The organism is Streptococcus oralis, from assembly GCF_026782375.1.
Taxonomy (GTDB): Bacteria; Bacillota; Bacilli; order Lactobacillales; family Streptococcaceae; genus Streptococcus; species Streptococcus oralis_CL.
Genome location: NZ_JAKUWJ010000003.1, coordinates 178,522 through 195,744, shown reverse-complemented (window position 1 = coordinate 195,744; position 17,223 = coordinate 178,522). Strand labels below are relative to the sequence as shown.

Annotated in this window: 12 protein-coding genes and 8 tRNA genes; 16 read left to right on the top strand and 4 right to left on the bottom strand. The window is 43.5% G+C overall.

Annotated features, from left to right (window positions below):
• The first annotated feature begins 30 nt into the window (after nucleotides 1-30).
• The 15 genes from MK409_RS07880 (at nucleotide 31) to MK409_RS07810 (ending at nucleotide 11,612) form a co-directional block, all read left to right on the top strand.
• Nucleotides 31-103, top strand: a tRNA-Asp gene (locus MK409_RS07880).
• Between the two features lie 24 nt (nucleotides 104-127).
• Nucleotides 128-200: transfer RNA gene (locus MK409_RS07875), tRNA-Lys, on the top strand.
• Between the two features lie 5 nt (nucleotides 201-205).
• Nucleotides 206-287 (top strand) — tRNA-Leu (locus MK409_RS07870).
• 12 nt (nucleotides 288-299) lie between these two features.
• Nucleotides 300-372 (top strand) — tRNA-Thr (locus tag MK409_RS07865).
• A 22-nt stretch (nucleotides 373-394) separates the two neighbouring features.
• A tRNA-Gly gene (locus MK409_RS07860) sits at nucleotides 395-466 on the top strand.
• Nucleotides 467-473: 7 nt separating this feature from the next.
• Nucleotides 474-559, top strand: a tRNA-Leu gene (locus MK409_RS07855).
• An 11-nt stretch (nucleotides 560-570) separates the two neighbouring features.
• A tRNA-Arg gene (locus MK409_RS07850) sits at nucleotides 571-644 on the top strand.
• A gap of 16 nt (nucleotides 645-660) precedes the next feature.
• Nucleotides 661-734: transfer RNA gene (locus MK409_RS07845), tRNA-Pro, on the top strand.
• Between the two features lie 177 nt (nucleotides 735-911).
• Complete coding sequence (locus MK409_RS07840) at nucleotides 912-5,300, top strand: PolC-type DNA polymerase III (protein ID WP_268705922.1); 4,389 nt, start codon at nucleotides 912-914, stop codon at nucleotides 5,298-5,300.
• A gap of 19 nt (nucleotides 5,301-5,319) precedes the next feature.
• Entirely contained in the window at nucleotides 5,320-5,472 is a 153-nt protein-coding gene (locus MK409_RS07835) for a hypothetical protein (RefSeq protein ID WP_268705921.1), read from the top strand.
• Between the two features lie 21 nt (nucleotides 5,473-5,493).
• Nucleotides 5,494-6,735, top strand: a complete 1,242-nt coding sequence (locus MK409_RS07830) for an aminopeptidase (protein WP_268705920.1) — start codon at nucleotides 5,494-5,496, stop codon at nucleotides 6,733-6,735.
• 9 nt (nucleotides 6,736-6,744) lie between these two features.
• Nucleotides 6,745-6,975, top strand: coding sequence for a GlsB/YeaQ/YmgE family stress response membrane protein (locus MK409_RS07825; protein ID WP_000901565.1), 231 nt, complete (start codon nucleotides 6,745-6,747; stop codon nucleotides 6,973-6,975).
• A gap of 73 nt (nucleotides 6,976-7,048) precedes the next feature.
• Entirely contained in the window at nucleotides 7,049-7,771 is a 723-nt protein-coding gene (locus tag MK409_RS07820; RefSeq protein WP_268705919.1) for a pseudouridine synthase, read from the top strand.
• Nucleotides 7,772-7,881: 110 nt separating this feature from the next.
• On the top strand, nucleotides 7,882-9,216 hold the full coding sequence (gene pepC / locus MK409_RS07815; RefSeq protein WP_268705918.1) for an aminopeptidase C: 1,335 nt from the start codon (nucleotides 7,882-7,884) through the stop codon (nucleotides 9,214-9,216).
• Between the two features lie 167 nt (nucleotides 9,217-9,383).
• Nucleotides 9,384-11,612: an HAD-IC family P-type ATPase gene (locus tag MK409_RS07810; RefSeq protein WP_268705917.1), complete on the top strand. Its 2,229-nt coding sequence runs from the start codon at nucleotides 9,384-9,386 to the stop codon at nucleotides 11,610-11,612.
• A gap of 59 nt (nucleotides 11,613-11,671) precedes the next feature.
• Here the strand turns inward: MK409_RS07810 and MK409_RS07805 are convergent, their stop codons facing one another.
• The 4 genes from MK409_RS07805 to MK409_RS07790 form a co-directional block, all read right to left on the bottom strand.
• Nucleotides 11,672-12,583: a PTS system mannose/fructose/sorbose family transporter subunit IID gene (locus MK409_RS07805; protein WP_000818322.1), complete on the bottom strand. Its 912-nt coding sequence runs from the start codon at nucleotides 12,581-12,583 to the stop codon at nucleotides 11,672-11,674.
• Between the two features lie 14 nt (nucleotides 12,584-12,597).
• Nucleotides 12,598-13,410 (bottom strand): PTS mannose/fructose/sorbose transporter subunit IIC, encoded by an 813-nt coding sequence (locus tag MK409_RS07800; RefSeq protein ID WP_049490467.1) that lies wholly within the window; start codon nucleotides 13,408-13,410, stop codon nucleotides 12,598-12,600.
• Between the two features lie 76 nt (nucleotides 13,411-13,486).
• Nucleotides 13,487-14,476, bottom strand: a complete 990-nt coding sequence (locus MK409_RS07795) for a PTS sugar transporter subunit IIB (RefSeq protein WP_268705916.1) — start codon at nucleotides 14,474-14,476, stop codon at nucleotides 13,487-13,489.
• A gap of 277 nt (nucleotides 14,477-14,753) precedes the next feature.
• Nucleotides 14,754-15,566 (bottom strand): Cof-type HAD-IIB family hydrolase, encoded by an 813-nt coding sequence (locus MK409_RS07790; protein WP_096405960.1) that lies wholly within the window; start codon nucleotides 15,564-15,566, stop codon nucleotides 14,754-14,756.
• A 187-nt stretch (nucleotides 15,567-15,753) separates the two neighbouring features.
• On the opposite strand from MK409_RS07790, the gene MK409_RS07785 reads away from it, so the two are divergent.
• Nucleotides 15,754-17,172 carry an NCS2 family permease gene (locus tag MK409_RS07785; RefSeq protein WP_000359244.1) on the top strand — a complete coding sequence of 473 codons (1,419 nt, stop codon included), beginning with the start codon at nucleotides 15,754-15,756 and terminating at the stop codon, nucleotides 17,170-17,172.
• Nucleotides 17,173-17,223: the final 51 nt, after the last annotated feature.

Here is a 17,223-nt window from a genome sequence, read left to right as displayed (position 1 = left end):
GTCAGCGGTTCGATCCCGTTAACTCCCATAGGTCCCGTAGTGTAGCGGTTATCACGTCGCCCTGTCACGGCGAAGATCGCGGGTTCGATTCCCGTCGGGACCGTTTAAGATAACGGAAGTTATTTTAGACTCGTTAGCTCAGTTGGTAGAGCAATTGACTTTTAATCAATGGGTCACTGGTTCGAGCCCAGTACGGGTCATCATTGCGGGTTTGGCGGAATTGGCAGACGCACCAGATTTAGGATCTGGCGCTTAACGGCGTGGGGGTTCAAGTCCCTTAACCCGCATAATAGAAATTAGCCGGCTTAGCTCAGTTGGTAGAGCATCTGATTTGTAATCAGAGGGTCGCGTGTTCAAGTCATGTAGCCGGCATTTTTTTATATAAGAGGTCGATGCGAACGTAGTTCAGTGGTAGAACACCACCTTGCCAAGGTGGGGGTCGCGGGTTCGAATCCCGTCGTTCGCTTAGAGAGGCCGGGGTGGCGGAACTGGCAGACGCACAGGACTTAAAATCCTGCGATTGGTAACGATCGTACCGGTTCGATTCCGGTCCTCGGCATATATTGATGGGCACCCTTAGCTCAACTGGATAGAGTACCTGACTACGAATCAGGCGGTTAGAGGTTCGACTCCTCTAGGGTGCATTTTTTCTATTTAACTCGGGAAGTAGCTCAGCTTGGTAGAGTACTTGGTTTGGGACCAAGGTGTCGCAGGTTCGAATCCTGTCTTCCCGATTGATTACGAGGATACTTTAGGGTGTCTTTTTTTGTTTGTTTAGGAGATTCTGAGAATCTTCTTTTTTGTTTTATGGGAATAATTTTGTGAGAACTAGCAGTACTTAAGGAATGGTAGTGACTATATATTTTCTTTAATTATGGTAAAATAGTAAGAGAATAATGTGAGGGAAATGAATGTCAAGTAAGTTTGAAATTTTAATGAATCAATTAGGAATCTCTGAACAACTGAAACAGGATCCTGCTTTTATTGATGCAAGCATTGAGCGTGTCGTGGTTCATAAAATTAGTAGGGTTTGGGAATTTCATTTTGTATTTTCTAAAATTTTGCCTATTGAAATCTTTCTGGAGTTAAAGAAGGGGTTGAGTGAAGAATTTTCTAAGACAGGGAATCAAGCTGTTTTTGAAATCAAGGCTCTGTCTCAAGAATTTTCTAATCAACTCTTACAGGCCTACTACAAGGAGGCTTTTTCTGAAGGTCCGTGTGCCAGCCAAGGATTTAAATCTCTTTACCAGAATTTGCAAGTTCGTGCGGAGGGAAATCAGCTCATTATTGAAGGTTCCGAGGCGATTGATAAGGAACACTTTAAGAAGAATCATCTCCCTAATTTATCGAAACAACTTGAAAAGTTTGGTTTCCCAGCTTTTGTATGCCAAATAGAAAAGAACGATGCCCTTACACAAGAGCAGGAGGAAGCCTTTCATGTGGAGAATGAACAGATTGTTCAGGCTGCCAACGAAGAAGCTCTGCGGGCTATGGAGCAACTGGAACAAATGGCTCCTCCAGTAGAAGAGAAGCCAGCTTTTGATTTTCAGGCTAAAAAAGTTGCTGCCAAGCCAAAATTAGACAAGGCAGAAGTGACTCAGATGATTGATGTGACGACTGAGGAAAATCGTTTGGTCTTTGAAGGGGTCGTTTTTGATGTGGAACATAAAGTGACCAGAACTGGTCGCGTTTTGATCAATTTTAAAATGACGGACTACACGTCAAGTTTTTCAATGCAAAAATGGGTTAAGAATGAAGAAGAGGCTCAGAAGTTTGACATCATTAAGAAGAATTCATGGCTCCGAGTTCGTGGGAATGTGGAGATGAATAACTTCACACGCGATTTGACCATGAACGTTCAGGATGTGCAGGAAGTTATTCACTATGAGCGGAAGGATTTAATGCCAGAAGGTGAGCGACGGGTCGAATTTCACGCCCATACCAATATGTCGACTATGGATGCTCTGCCTGAGGTCGAAGAAATCGTTGCGACAGCTGCAAAATGGGGTCATAAGGCGGTAGCAATTACGGACCATGGCAATGTCCAGTCCTTCCCACATGGCTATAAGGCAGCTAAGAAAGCTGGAATCCAGCTGATCTATGGAATGGAAGCCAATATTGTTGAAGACCGTGTTCCTATCGTCTATAACGAAATGGAGATGGACTTGTCAGAAGCGACCTATGTGGTTTTTGACGTGGAAACGACAGGTCTTTCAGCCATCTATAATGACCTGATTCAGGTTGCGGCATCTAAAATGTACAAGGGCAATATTATTGCCGAATTTGATGAATTTATCAATCCTGGGCATCCCTTGTCAGCTTTTACTACTGAGTTGACTGGAATTACAGATGACCATGTCAAAAATGCTAAACCACTGGAACAAGTTTTGCAAGAATTCCAAGAATTTTGCGAGGATACAGTCTTAGTCGCCCATAATGCAACCTTTGACGTTGGTTTTATGAATGCTAATTATGAGCGTCATGGTTTGCCTAAGATTAGCCAGCCAGTTATCGATACGCTAGAGTTTGCTAGAAATCTCTACCCTGAGTATAAACGTCATGGTTTGGGCCCTTTGACCAAGCGTTTTGGTGTAGCTCTGGAACACCACCACATGGCCAACTACGACGCAGAAGCTACTGGTCGTCTGCTTTTCATCTTTATCAAAGAGGTAGCAGACAAACATGGTGTGACGGATTTGGCTAGGTTAAATATTGATCTAATCAGTCCAGATTCTTATAAAAAAGCTCGAATCAAGCATGCGACGATTTATGTCAAGAATCAGGTGGGGCTGAAGAATATCTTTAAACTGGTTTCTTTGTCCAATACCAAGTATTTTGAAGGAGTTCCACGGATTCCGAGAACAGTTCTAGATGCCCACCGGGAAGGTTTGATTTTAGGGTCAGCCTGTTCAGAAGGTGAAGTTTTTGATGCGGTCGTTTCCCAAGGTGTGGATGCGGCGGTTGAGGTGGCTAAGTATTATGACTTTATCGAGGTCATGCCACCAGCTATCTATGCTCCATTGATTGCCAAGGAGCAGGTCAAGGATGTGGAAGAACTTCAGACCATTATCAAGAGTTTGATAGAAGTGGGAGACCGCCTTGGCAAGCCTGTTTTGGCTACGGGTAATGTTCACTATATCGAACCGGAAGAAGAGATTTACCGTGAAATTATCGTCCGTAGCTTGGGACAGGGGGCTATGATTAACCGAACCATCGGTCACGGCGAACATGCCCAACCGGCTCCGCTACCTAAGGCTCATTTTCGAACGACCAATGAGATGTTGGATGAATTTGCCTTCTTGGGAGAGGAACTAGCTCGCAAATTGGTTATTGAAAATCCCAATGCCTTGGCAGAAATATTTGAGCCTGTTGAGGTTGTTAAGGGTGACTTGTACACGCCTTTCATTGACAAGGCGGAAGAAACGGTTGCTGAGCTGACCTATAAGAAAGCTTTTGAGATTTATGGAAATCCGCTACCAGATATTGTTGATTTGCGGATTGAAAAAGAATTAACTTCTATTCTGGGGAATGGATTTGCTGTGATTTATCTGGCTTCGCAGATGCTAGTGCAACGTTCCAATGAACGGGGCTACTTGGTTGGTTCTCGTGGGTCTGTTGGCTCTAGTTTCGTTGCGACCATGATTGGGATTACAGAGGTCAATCCTCTCTCTCCACACTATGTCTGTGGTCAGTGTCAGTACAGTGAGTTTATCACCGATGGTTCTTACGGTTCAGGTTTTGATATGCCCAATAAGGACTGTCCAAACTGCGGTCACAAACTCAGCAAAAATGGGCAGGATATTCCTTTTGAAACCTTCCTTGGTTTTGATGGGGACAAGGTTCCCGATATTGACTTGAACTTCTCGGGAGAAGACCAACCTAGCGCTCACTTGGATGTGCGTGATATCTTTGGTTCAGAGTATGCCTTCCGTGCAGGAACGGTTGGTACAGTTGCTGCTAAGACTGCATATGGCTTTGTCAAGGGTTATGAGCGGGACTTTGGCAAATTTTATCGTGATGCAGAGGTGGAACGCCTCGCTCAAGGTGCGGCTGGTGTCAAGCGGACAACAGGACAACACCCGGGGGGAATCGTTGTTATTCCTAACTACATGGACGTCTACGATTTTACACCTGTCCAGTATCCAGCAGATGACGTGACGGCTGAATGGCAGACCACTCACTTTAACTTCCACGATATCGATGAGAACGTCCTCAAACTCGATGTGCTGGGGCATGATGATCCGACCATGATTCGGAAATTGCAGGATTTGTCTGGTATTGACCCCAATGAAATTCCTATGGATGATGAAGGCGTTATGGCTCTCTTTTCAGGGACTGATGTGCTAGGAGTGACTCCTGAACAAATTGGAACGGCGACAGGTATGCTGGGAATTCCAGAGTTTGGAACTAACTTCGTACGTGGGATGGTCGATGAAACCCATCCGACAACCTTTGCGGAGTTGCTGCAGCTGTCTGGTCTGTCCCATGGTACCGATGTGTGGTTGGGAAATGCTCAGGATTTAATCAAGCAAGGAATTGCGGACCTATCAACCGTTATCGGATGTCGGGACGACATCATGGTTTACCTCATGCACGCGGGTCTAGAACCAAAGATGGCCTTTACCATCATGGAGCGCGTACGTAAGGGCTTGTGGTTGAAGATTTCCGAAGAGGAGCGAAATGGCTATATCGAAGCCATGAAGGCCAATAAGGTGCCAGAGTGGTATATCGAATCTTGTGGAAAAATCAAGTATATGTTCCCTAAAGCCCATGCGGCAGCCTACGTTATGATGGCCTTGCGCGTGGCCTACTTCAAGGTTCACCATCCCATTTATTATTACTGTGCTTACTTCTCTATCCGCGCCAAGGCCTTTGATATCAAGACCATGGGTGCGGGCTTGGATGCCATCAAGCGTAGAATGGCAGAAATCGCTGAAAAACGGAAGAATAATGAAGCCTCTAATGTGGAAATAGATCTCTACACGACTCTTGAGATTGTCAATGAGATGTGGGAACGTGGCTTTAAGTTTGGCAAGTTGGACCTCTATCGTAGTGATGCGACTGAATTCCTCATCGATGGGGATACCCTCATCCCACCATTTGTAGCAATGGATGGTCTGGGAGAGAACGTTGCTAAGCAGTTGGTGCATGCGCGTGAAGAGGGTGAGTTCCTCTCTAAGACAGAACTGCGCAAGCGTGGTGGACTTTCATCAACCTTGGTTGAAAAGATGGATGAAATGGGAATTCTCGGTAATATGCCAGAGGATAACCAATTGAGTTTGTTTGATGAGTTTTTCTAAAATATAGAAAGAGGTTTTTATGAAACTTACCATTTCCGCTCAGGATAAGCCAGCGCAAAATGTGTTTGATTACCAGCTGGATCTTGACCCTGATACGATTTTGAGAATGACCGCTTTGATTTGCGGCACTGTGGCAGCGGTTAGTCTGTTGTCCTTGTTTAAAGAGAAATAACAAAAGAAAAGGAAAAATAAAATGGTTTTACCAAATTTTAAAGAAAATCTAGAAAAATATGCGAAATTGTTGGTTGCGAATGGAATTAATGTGCAACCTGGTCATACCTTGGCTCTCTCTATTGATGTGGAGCAACGTGAGTTGGCTCACTTAATCGTTAAAGAAGCCTATGCACTTGGAGCGCACGAAGTTATCGTTCAGTGGGCAGATGACTTTGTAAATCGTGAGAAATTCCTCCACGCGCCGATGGAGCGTTTGGACAATGTGCCAGAATACAAGATTGCTGAGATGAACTATCTCTTGGAGAATAAGGCTAGCCGTCTTGGTGTCCGCTCATCTGATCCAGGTGCCTTGAACGGAGTGGATGCTGACAAACTTTCAGCTTCTGCCAAAGCTATGGGACTTGCTATGAAGCCAATGCGTATCGCAACTCAGTCCAACAAGGTTAGCTGGACAGTGGCTGCCGCTGCTGGGCTTGAGTGGGCTAAGAAAGTCTTTCCAAATGCTGCGAGCGATGAAGAAGCAGTCGATCTCCTTTGGGACCAAATCTTCAAAACTTGCCGTGTCTACGAAGAAGATCCTGTTAAGGCTTGGGAGGAACATGCTGCAATCCTCAAGAGCAAGGCTCAAATGCTCAATAAAGAACAATTCTCAGCCCTTCACTACACAGCTCCAGGGACCGATTTGACACTTGGTTTGCCGAAGAACCACGTTTGGGAATCAGCTGGTGCTACCAATGCACAGGGAGAAGGATTCTTGCCAAATATGCCGACAGAAGAAGTCTTTACGGCTCCTGACTTCCGTCGTGCAGATGGTTATGTTACCTCTACAAAACCGCTTAGTTACAATGGAAACATCATTGAAGGCATTAAAGTGACCTTTAAGGATGGACAAATCGTAGATATCACTGCTGAGAAGGGTGATCAGGTCATGAAAGACCTTGTCTTTGAAAATGCGGGCGCGCGTGCCTTAGGTGAATGTGCCCTGGTACCAGATCCAAGTCCAATTTCTCAGTCAGGCATTACCTTCTTTAATACCCTTTTCGATGAAAATGCGTCAAACCACTTGGCTATCGGTGCTGCCTATGCGACCAGCGTTGTTGGTGGAGCAGAGATGAGCGAAGAAGAGCTTGAAGCAGCAGGACTGAACCGTTCAGATGTTCACGTGGACTTTATGATTGGTTCTAGCCAAATGGATATCGATGGTATCCGTGAGGATGGAACACGCGTACCCCTCTTCCGTAATGGAGACTGGGCAATTTAAGGAGAAGTTATGCTTGGAAGTATGTTTGTTGGTCTCCTAGTGGGATTCTTGGCAGGTGCTTTGACCAATCGTGGAGAGAGCATGGGATGCTTTGGGAAAATGTTTCTTGGCTGGATTGGTGCCTTTCTGGGCCACCTGCTCTTTGGAACTTGGGGTCCAATTATAGCAGGAACGGCCATTATCCCAGCTATTTTAGGAGCTATGATTGTCTTAGCGATTTTCTGGAGACGAGGAAGTTAGTTTTTTGAAAAATTAGAAAAAAGGAGGTTGGTCACTTGGGCCAGCCTCCTTTTGAGTATGATATAATAGTTTTATGAGATTAGATAAATTTTTAGTTGCCTGCGCTGTGGGAAGTCGGACGGAGGTCAAAAACTTGCTCAAGTCTGGACGCGTGACGGTCAATGGCAAGAAAGAAAAATCAGCTAAACTGCAGATTGACGAAGAAAGAGACCAAATTCGTTTTGACGGTCAAGTGCTAGAGTACGAGGAGTTTGTTTACTACATGATGAACAAGCCCCAAGGAGTCATTTCGGCGACTGAGGATCCCAAGCATAGAACTGTTTTAGACTTGTTAGATGACTATGCTCGCGCCAAGGAAGTCTTTCCAGTGGGGCGCTTGGATATTGATACCCATGGCCTTTTGCTTTTGACTAATGATGGTCAGCTGGCTCATGCCCTTCTTTCACCCAAACGTCATGTGGATAAAACTTACTTGGCTCAAGTCAAGGGGATTATGACCCAAGAAGATGTGGAAACATTTTCCAAGGGCATTCCGCTTAAGGATTTTACTTGCCAGCCTGCTAAGCTGGAGCTTGTGTCTATTGATACGGAAAAGGATCAAAGCCTGGTCCGAGTGACCATTGCAGAAGGGAAGTTTCATCAGGTTAAACGCATGGTAGCCTACTGTGGTAAGGAAGTCGTGGACTTGCAACGTTTGACGATGGGGACACTGATTTTAGACGAGAACCTGAAACGGGGAGAATGGCGTCGTTTGACCAAGGAGGAGTTAGAAAATCTCCTTGCTAGTATTGCTTAGTTTGGATTATGTTAGAAAAGGTGAGGGAGAATGTCCCTGCCTTTTTCATTTTCCAGTTGCTTCCTTTGTGAAAAGAGTTATAATAGACAGTAGAATAAAAGGAGGAATCTATGAACGCGATTCAAGAATCATTTACTGATCAATTATTTGCTAACTATGAAGCAAATGTAAAATACCAAGCTATTGAAAATGCTGCCAGTCACAACGGAATTTTTGCAGCCCTAGAGCGTCGCCAAAGCCATGTAGATAATACACCTGTTTTCTCGCTTGATTTGACCAAGGACAAGGTGACTAACCAGAAAGCATCAGGTCGTTGCTGGATGTTCGCAGCCCTTAACACCTTCCGTCACAAACTCATCTCTCAATACAAACTGGAAAACTTTGAGTTGTCACAGGCTCACACCTTCTTCTGGGACAAGTATGAGAAATCTAACTGGTTTTTGGAGCAAGTCATTGCGACTGCAGACCAAGAATTGACGAGTCGCAAGGTTAGCTTCCTACTCCAAACCCCTCAACAAGACGGAGGACAATGGGATATGGTCGTTGCCCTCTTTGAGAAATATGGTGTCGTTCCCAAGTCTGTTTATCCTGAGTCTATCTCATCTAGCAACAGCCGTGAGCTAAATGCCATCCTCAACAAATTGCTTCGCCAAGATGCTCAAATCTTGCGTGACTTGCTCGCCTCTGGTGCAGACCAAGCAACTGTTCAAGGCAAGAAAGAAGAGCTCTTGCAGGAAATCTTTAACTTCCTTGCCATGTCACTAGGACTTCCACCACGTAAATTTGACTTTGCTTATCGCGATAAGGATAACAATTACCAAAGTGAAAAGGGGATTACTCCACAAGAGTTTTACAAGAAATATGTCAATCTACCTCTAGAAGATTATGTTTCTGTTATCAATGCTCCAACTGCTGACAAACCTTACGGTAAATCATATACAGTTGAGATGTTAGGAAATGTGGTTGGTAGCCGTGCAGTTCGCTACATCAATGTTCCAATGGAGCGCTTGAAAGAATTGGCGATTGCTCAAATGCAGACAGGTGAGACTGTTTGGTTTGGTTCAGATGTTGGCCAACTCAGCAACCGTAAAGCAGGAATCCTTGCGACAGATGTTTATGACTTTGAATCAAGCATGGATATCCAACTGACTCAAGATAAGGCTGGACGCTTGGACTACAGCGAAAGCTTGATGACCCACGCCATGGTCTTGACAGGTGTAGACTTGGACGAAAATGGTAAATCAATCAAGTGGAAGGTTGAGAACTCTTGGGGAGACAAGGTCGGTACAGATGGGTACTTTGTTGCCTCAGACGCTTGGATGGACGAATACACCTACCAAATCGTTGTTCGCAAAGAATTGCTGACAGCAGAAGAACAAGCTGCTTATGAAGCAGAACCAATAGTGCTCGCACCATGGGATCCAATGGGTGCCTTGGCGGAATAAAGCATAAAGAAAAAGGTTAGGGGAATCCTAGCCTCTTTTTTTCAAGCAATTTCTTAAAGTGGTGATAGATAATGCTTGCCAAGGGAGTTCTTCTTATTTTGAGTCTTTAAGTGACAGAGAAAAAGATATGTGTTATTATAGTAGTACAAAAGGATATCGGAGTAGAAATGAAGTATTTAAGCAGCCAAGACACCAAGGATCGTCAACGAAACATCAGTGACATTAAACCTTATAAAACGACCAAGGAAATCATTTTTTCAAATATCTTTACCTTCTTTAATGCTATGAACTTGGCTCTGGCAGTTCTGGTAGCCACAACCTTGCGATTTGAGAATATGCTCTTTTTAGGTGTGATTGCTATCAATACAGCCATCGGTATTTTCCAAGAAGTGCGTTCAAAAAATGCTTTGGAAAAGCTAAGTTTACTTGGTAAAAGTAAGTATAGGGTCAACCGAGATGGTCAAACGATTGAGATTGCTCCAGAAGACATCGTACTGGGCGAGTATCTGCATCTCAATCTGGGAGATCAGGTACCTGTAGATGCAGAAGTGCTTGAAGGGAATATTGAAGTTGATGAGTCCTTGCTGACGGGTGAGAGTGATTCGGTCTTTAAAACAGTTGGTGACAAGCTGATGAGCGGAAGCAATGTTGTCAGCGGTACTTGTCTGGTCACGGCTACAGCTGTGGGTCCCGATAGTTATATCAACAAACTTGCAAAATCCAGCAAGGAATTCAAAAAATACCCTTCTCAACTGCGCGATTATATGGATAAGATTTTAAAAATCGTCTCTATCTTGCTGGTCCCAGTTGCCATTCTGCTCTATATCAGAGGTTTTAGTCTAGGACGGACTTATATTGAAATTGTCTTGGGAAGTTCTGGTGCTCTGGTCGGCATGATTCCAGAGGGATTGATTCTCCTGGTTAGCGTTTCCCTAGCAGTAGCGGCCATGAAGCTGGCTAAAAAGAAGGTTCTGGTGCAGGAACTATACTGTGTGGAGACCTTGGCGCGTGTAGATGTTCTTTGTTTTGATAAGACTGGAACCATCACGACTGGTAATATGAAGGTCCAAGAGATAGATGATAAGCTAGCAGAGAAACTGTCTTCTTATCTGGCTTATTTCGAGGATGAAAATGCGACGTCGCGGGCTCTGAAGACTTACTTAACGTGTGAGAAAAAATGGGAAGTTCAAGAAGTTGGTGCCTTTTCAAGTAAAAACAAGTATTCCTTTGTCCAAGTAAAAGAGGGTGGGACCTATTTCTTCGGTGCTTATGAATTTCTAGGCTTTACCCAGCCGATGGATCCTTACTATGAACATCTAAAACAGCAAGGTTTTCGAATCTTGACACTCGCTCATAGCAAGGACCAGATTACTACCCCAGCCAATATGGAATTACTAGGTAACGTCGTTCTGTCAGATGAGATTAAGGATAATACCAAGGAAACCTTTGACTATTTCGAGTCTCAGGGAGTGGAAGTAAAGATTATCAGTGGAGATAATCATGTGGCTGTATATGGGGTTGCTCGTAAGGCAGGTTTTAAAGAAGAAGCCCGTGCGATTGATATGACCAAGGTGAGTGATGAGAACTTTGAAAGAGTGGTTTTGGAGCATGATATCTTTGGTCGCGTGACACCAGAGCAGAAAGAAAAGATGGTGACCGTTTTGCAGAATGCTGGGAAAACAGTCGCCATGAGTGGTGATGGTGTCAATGATGTTCTGGCTCTCAAAAAAGCAGATATTAGTTTTGCTATGAATGGAGCCACCAGTGCAGCAAAAAGCGTCTCCAATATTGTTTTTCTCACAGATGACTTTGCAGTATTTTATGATATCTTGATGGAAGGACGCCGGGTCATTAACAACATCCAAAAGGTAGCCTCTCTTTTTCTAACAAAGACCTTCTTCTCCATCGTTTTTGCCATTTTGAGTGTGGTATTTGGTTTGGAATTTGCCTTTATCCCCATTCAGTTTACAATCATTTCAGCCATTACGATTGGGATTCCATCCTTCTTCCTGACTTTTGAGTCCAATAAAGAAAAGGTTAGCACTCACTTTATGAGAGATATCCTAACCAACGCGGCGATTGGTGGTGGCGTTCTGGTTGCTAGTGTTCTTTTGACCAATTTCTTTATCACTGTCCCAGGTCAGGTCAAATTTATTTGCTTCCTCCTTGCCCTGATCAATGGTCTGTGTCTAGTTGCCAAGGTCAGCTTGCCTTTTAATCGATACAAGATGCTTTTGCTCACGTTTTTGAGCCTTGCAGCCCTTGTTGGTGTACTTGCCAATACTTTTATCCTACAGGGAGCTTTTGTGCCTTTAGAAGCCAAACAGCTACTCTATGTTGCCATACTAGCAGTGGTGATTGGGTGCTTTCATTATCTTACTAGGAGAAAAAGTTGATACATAAAAAGAATCAGGTTTAATCCTGATTCTTTTTTGTTTATATATTCTCACCGAGATTACATGATACCGAAGAAACGAGCTGCGATACCAACTGCAAAGAGGGCAAGGATGATTGTGATTGGAGATACTTTTTTCTTAAGCAACCACATGCAAAGGAAAGTAAGGAGAAGTCCCATCAATCCTGGAATCAATGAGTCCAACTGACCTTGAAGCGTTTGTGGTTGAACTCTATCTAGGCTCATACCACTAAGCGCTTGACCAAGAATGCCCTTCAACTCAGCTCCTGTAACAGGACCTTCTGGGAAGTTGATGTAGGCACCTTCTGACAATTGTTTGCCTGGAAGGTTGATAGTGAAGTTGATGGATACCCAACGTTGTACAAGAACGGCAAGGATGAACATACCAAGGATAGAAGCACCTTTAGTGATGTCTTTCAAGATACCACCAGACATGTCTTTAGTGATCTCAGATCCAGCTTTGTAACCGAACTCTTGTGTGTACCATAGGAAGGCCATACGGATAGCATTCCATCCGAAGAAGAAGAGAAGTGGACCAACAAGGTTACCAGATGCAGCAAGTGATGCACCAAGAGCTCCAAGGATAGGACGAACTGTAAACCAGAATACTGGGTCACCGATACCAGCAAGAGGTCCCATCATACCGATTTTAACCCCTTGGATAGCCGCGTCGTCGATTTCAACACCGTTAGCGCGCTCTTCTTCAAGTGCAAGAGTAACCCCCATGATTGGAGCAGCGACGTATGGGTGAGTGTTGAAGAATTCAAGGTGGCGCTCAAGAGCAGCCGCTTGGTCTTCTTTTTTAGTGTACAATTTTTTGATAGCTGGGATCAATGAGTAAGCCCAACCCAAGTTTTGCATACGTTCGTAGTTCCAAGAACCTTGAAGGAATTGTGAACGCCACCAAACTTTTTGACGATCTGATTTTGATAATTGAATTTTTTCAGCCATGATTGTTCCCCTTTCTAGTAGTCTTCTAGGATATCACCGATTGGGTCGTTAGAAGTTGCAGCTCCGCCGCCACCGTTTCCACCTTGTTTTGTAAGGTTAAGGTAGATGAAGGCAAGGGCAACACCGATGACACCAAGGGCAATCAAAGTCAATTGAGAGATTGCTGCAAGAGCAAAACCGATTGCGAAGAATGGCCATACTTCACGAGTTGCCATCATGTTGATAACCATAGCGTAACCAACGGCAACGACCATAGCACCACCGACAGCCATACCACCATTCAACCATTCTGGCATCAATTTAAGAGCATCTTGAACGGCAGAAGCTGGGATAGCGATAAGGAAGGCTGCAGGGATTGCAATACGAAGACCTTGAAGAAGAAGTGCGATAAAGTGAGCACGTTCAACAGCTGCAATATTTCCTTCTTTAGCGGCAGCATCTGCAGTGTGAACCAAACCAACTGAGATTGTACGAACAATCATAGTCAAGAAAAGTCCAGCTACGGCAAGAGGGATAGCTGTGGCTGTTGCGACGGCGATACCTTCAGTAGTAAAGTTACCACCTTTGATCAAGATAATCGCTGCGGCAACAGATGCAAGAGCAGCGTCAGGAGCTACGGCAGCTCCGATGTTTGCCCAACCAAGGGCGATCATTTGAAGAGATCCACCAAGCATAACACCTGCTTCGAGGTTACCAGTTGCAAGTCCGATAAGGGTACATGCGACGATTGGTTGATGGAATTGGAATTGGTCGAGGATACCTTCAAGACCTGCAAGGAAGGCAACAACTACAACCAAGATAGCAGAAATGATTGAAATATCTGACATGGTTTTATTCCTTTTCTATTTAATTATATAAAGTGTAAAATCTTTCTTCCAAGAGTTTGAGAGAAGAAGATTCTAATTATTGAACGTTTGCTTTCTTAATCAAGTCAAACAAATCTTTTTTCGTGTCGTTTGGTACTTTACGTACGTCAAATTCAACACCGAGGTCACGCATTTTTTCAAAGGTTGCAACGTCTTCTTTGTCCATAGACAAAACGTTGTTAATCATTGTTTTACCTGTTGAGTGAGCCATAGAACCAACGTTAAGGGTCTTGATTGGCACGCCACCTTCGATAGCACGAAGTGCATCTTGTGGAGTTTCAAACAAGATAAGGGCATGAGTTTCGCCGAAACGTGGGTCTTTTGCAACGTCGATCAATTTTTGAATTGGGACAACGTTGGCTTTTACTCCGTTTGGAGCTGCTTGTTTGATCAATTCTTTACGCAAGTCGTCGTTAGCAACGTTGTCTGAAGCAACGATGATACGGTTTGCTTTTGAATCTGGAGTCCAAGCAGTCGCAACCTGACCGTGAAGTAGACGAGTGTCTAGACGAGCAAGGTTGATTTTCAGTTTACCGTCACCGATAACAGTTCCTTCTGGGATAGCTGCTTGGGCAACTGGAGCAGTTGCAGCACTTGCAACTTCCTCAACTGGGTTGAGCTCTTCTGGGAGAGCTTTGATGCCATCTTTGGCTTCTTTAATGATATTCGCAGCGACTTTTTCCACACCTGCATTAGCGTCCATAAGGCGCTCTGTGTAGGCTTGGATCAACATCGGTAAGTTCAGTCCTGTGATGATGGCAAACTTACGATCTGGGTTTTCTCCCATCACGCGGCTAGCTTGGTTGAATGGAGATCCACTCCAAAGGTCAGCCAATACTAGAACCTCATCTTCTGCGTCAAATGCCGCCACAGCGTTATTGATCTTAGCGTATAAATCATCTGGACCTTCATTTGGCATAAAGGTTACAACTTGCACCTTCTCTTGTTCACCAAAAATCATGGATCCGGACTGATGAATACCCGCAGCAAATTCGCCGTGGCTCGCAATAATGATTCCGATACTCATTATTGTCATTCCTCCTTTAAAATGTTTGACTGTTTGTTTAAGAAAACTTTAAGCCTAATTAAGTATAAACCGTTTTCATAAAAAAAGCAACCATTTGTTATAAAAATATAAAAAATTCAGAAGGATGCACAGTTACAAAATGTTAATATATGGATGTTTTCGAAAATATATGGTCAGAAAGTTAATATATAGAATATGAAAACAAGTTGATTTTTTGAAAATAGTTTGAAAACACAAAGTATAAAATACAGGCTAGAATTAGCTAGCCTGTATTTTTTTATAGGAATAAATCTTGTAAGGCGTGGGCAACACCATCTTCTTCATTGGTTAGTGGGAGTTGCTCATCTGCATAGGGAAGCAAGTCCGGATTGGCATTTTTCATGGCATATCCCTTGCCTGCGAAAGCCAGCATTTCTCTATCGTTTTGCTCATCACCGAAGGCAATTAAGTCTTTTTTGTCACGATTCATCACATTGAGCAAATATTCGAGGGCAAAAGCCTTGTTTACCCCTTTGGGAGTACACTCGAGGATGTTGAGGGGGCCTCCCCAAGTATTGATGGATAGTTGGTGTTGATAAAAACGATTCATCTCGTCTGCTAGAGCGTATTTGTCCTCGGCTCTCGTTTGCAAGAGGATGCAGTTGGGGTCCTTGGTCACCAGTTCAGGCTTGAATTGATTTTCGGGTTGGAAATTTTCCACACCAAATAATTTTGGATCTGCGATTTCTTCATTAGGAGCTGTAATGTAGAATTTCTTACGGTATTCTCCAGCAATAAAGTCAGCTTGGATATCCTCTTTGCGTTGGACCATGTCCAAGAGGTATTTTTTGTCCAAGGTCAAGCACTTTTCATGCGCCCAAGTCTGTCCGGGTAGATGAGTGAGGGAACCATTAAAGTTAATCATGGGAGTATGCAACTCTAGTTCACGGTAGAAGTTCTTCGCCATGCGGTAAGGACGGCCTGTCGTGATGACAACATGGTGCCCCTTTTCAGTAATTTTTTTGATTGTCTTTTTGGTAAAATCGGAGAGCTTGCTTTCACCATTGAGCAAGGTTCCGTCCAAATCGACTGCAATAATTTTTTTAGTCATATAAACCTTCCTAGTAGATTCCAGATAAGATGTCTACTATTATATCAAAAAGAAAGAAGAAAAACAGACTCAAAACAAAAAATGAAAATTCCATTTTGTTAAATAATTCAAACAAACATATTGAAAAGGTGAATGATAAATGATATAATACTCATATTGTTCGTAAAAAAACAAAAGGAGATTAAAGATGGACAAACTATTTAAACTAAAAGAGCACGGGACAGATGTCCGTACAGAGGTGCTTGCTGGTTTAACAACATTCTTTGCAATGAGTTATATTCTCTTTGTAAACCCTCAAATGCTTTCCCAAACGGGTATGCCTGTTCAAGGTGTGTTCTTGGCAACGATTATCGGTTCTGTAGTCGGTACTTTGATGATGGCTTTCTATGCTAATTTGCCGTACGCACAAGCACCAGGTATGGGACTAAATGCCTTCTTCACCTTTACAGTTGTATTTGGAATGGGCTATACTTGGAAAGAAGCTCTTGGTATGGTCTTCATCTGTGGAATTATTTCACTGATTATTACCTTGACAAATGTTCGTAAAATGATCATCGAATCTATTCCTACAACACTTCGTTCAGCTATTTCGGCTGGTATTGGTGTTTTCCTTGCCTATGTTGGGATTAAGAATGCCGGTCTCTTGAAATTCTCAATCGATCCAGGTACTTATACGGTAGCAGGCGAAGGAGCAGACAAGGCTCAAGCTGCACTTACAGCAAATTCAGCAGCCGTTCCAGGCTTAGTAGACTTCAATACTCCAGCAGTATTGGTGGCTCTTGCAGGTCTGGCTATTACCATCTTCTTTGTTGTTAAAGGCATCAAAGGTGGAATCATTCTTTCTATTTTAACAACGACTGTCCTTGCTATTGCTGTTGGTGTTGTGAATTTGTCAGGGATTGACTTTGCTAGCAACAATCTTTCATCAGCGATTAATGATTTAGGAACTTTGTTTGGTGCTGCTCTTGGTTCAGAAGGTTTAGGATCTTTGATTTCAAACACTTCGCGTTTACCAGAAACCTTGATGGCTATTCTTGCTTTCTCACTGACGGATATTTTTGACACAATTGGTACTCTTATCGGTACTGGTGAAAAAGTTGGTATCGTTGCGACAAGTGGAGAAAACCATGAGTCCGCTAAGTTGGACAAGGCTCTATACTCTGATTTGGTAGCAACTTCGGTAGGTGCCATTGCAGGTACTTCAAACGTAACAACTTATATTGAGTCAGCAGCAGGTATTGGTGCTGGTGGACGTACAGGTTTGACAGCTCTAGTAGTTGCTATCTGTTTCGCCCTATCTAGCTTCTTTAGCCCACTTCTTGCTATTGTTCCTTCAGCAGCAACAGCACCAATTTTGATTATCGTCGGAATTATGATGCTGTCTAATCTTAAAAATATTCCTTGGGATGATATGGCTGAAGCTGTTCCTGCCTTCTTTACTTCTATCTTTATGGGATTCAGCTACTCAATTACTCAAGGGATTGCTGTTGGTTTCTTGACATACACCTTGACAAAACTTGTCAAAGGTCAAGCCAAGGATGTGCACGTGATGATTTGGATTTTGGATGCCTTGTTTATCCTTAACTATATCAGTATGGCATTATAAATGGTATAATAGAAAAAGGGGAATTTCCCCTTTTTATTATAAGGAGGTACA

Coding starts and splice junctions, on each gene's coding strand:
- MK409_RS07840 (WP_268705922.1), top strand. CDS start 912: ATGTCAAGTAAGTTTGAAATTTTAATGAATCAATTAGGAATCTCTGAA.
- MK409_RS07835 (WP_268705921.1), top strand. CDS start 5,320: ATGAAACTTACCATTTCCGCTCAGGATAAGCCAGCGCAAAATGTGTTT.
- MK409_RS07830 (WP_268705920.1), top strand. CDS start 5,494: ATGGTTTTACCAAATTTTAAAGAAAATCTAGAAAAATATGCGAAATTG.
- MK409_RS07825 (WP_000901565.1), top strand. CDS start 6,745: ATGCTTGGAAGTATGTTTGTTGGTCTCCTAGTGGGATTCTTGGCAGGT.
- MK409_RS07820 (WP_268705919.1), top strand. CDS start 7,049: ATGAGATTAGATAAATTTTTAGTTGCCTGCGCTGTGGGAAGTCGGACG.
- pepC (WP_268705918.1), top strand. CDS start 7,882: ATGAACGCGATTCAAGAATCATTTACTGATCAATTATTTGCTAACTAT.
- MK409_RS07810 (WP_268705917.1), top strand. CDS start 9,384: ATGAAGTATTTAAGCAGCCAAGACACCAAGGATCGTCAACGAAACATC.
- MK409_RS07805 (WP_000818322.1), bottom strand. CDS start 12,583: ATGGCTGAAAAAATTCAATTATCAAAATCAGATCGTCAAAAAGTTTGG.
- MK409_RS07800 (WP_049490467.1), bottom strand. CDS start 13,410: ATGTCAGATATTTCAATCATTTCTGCTATCTTGGTTGTAGTTGTTGCC.
- MK409_RS07795 (WP_268705916.1), bottom strand. CDS start 14,476: ATGAGTATCGGAATCATTATTGCGAGCCACGGCGAATTTGCTGCGGGT.
- MK409_RS07790 (WP_096405960.1), bottom strand. CDS start 15,566: ATGACTAAAAAAATTATTGCAGTCGATTTGGACGGAACCTTGCTCAAT.
- MK409_RS07785 (WP_000359244.1), top strand. CDS start 15,754: ATGGACAAACTATTTAAACTAAAAGAGCACGGGACAGATGTCCGTACA.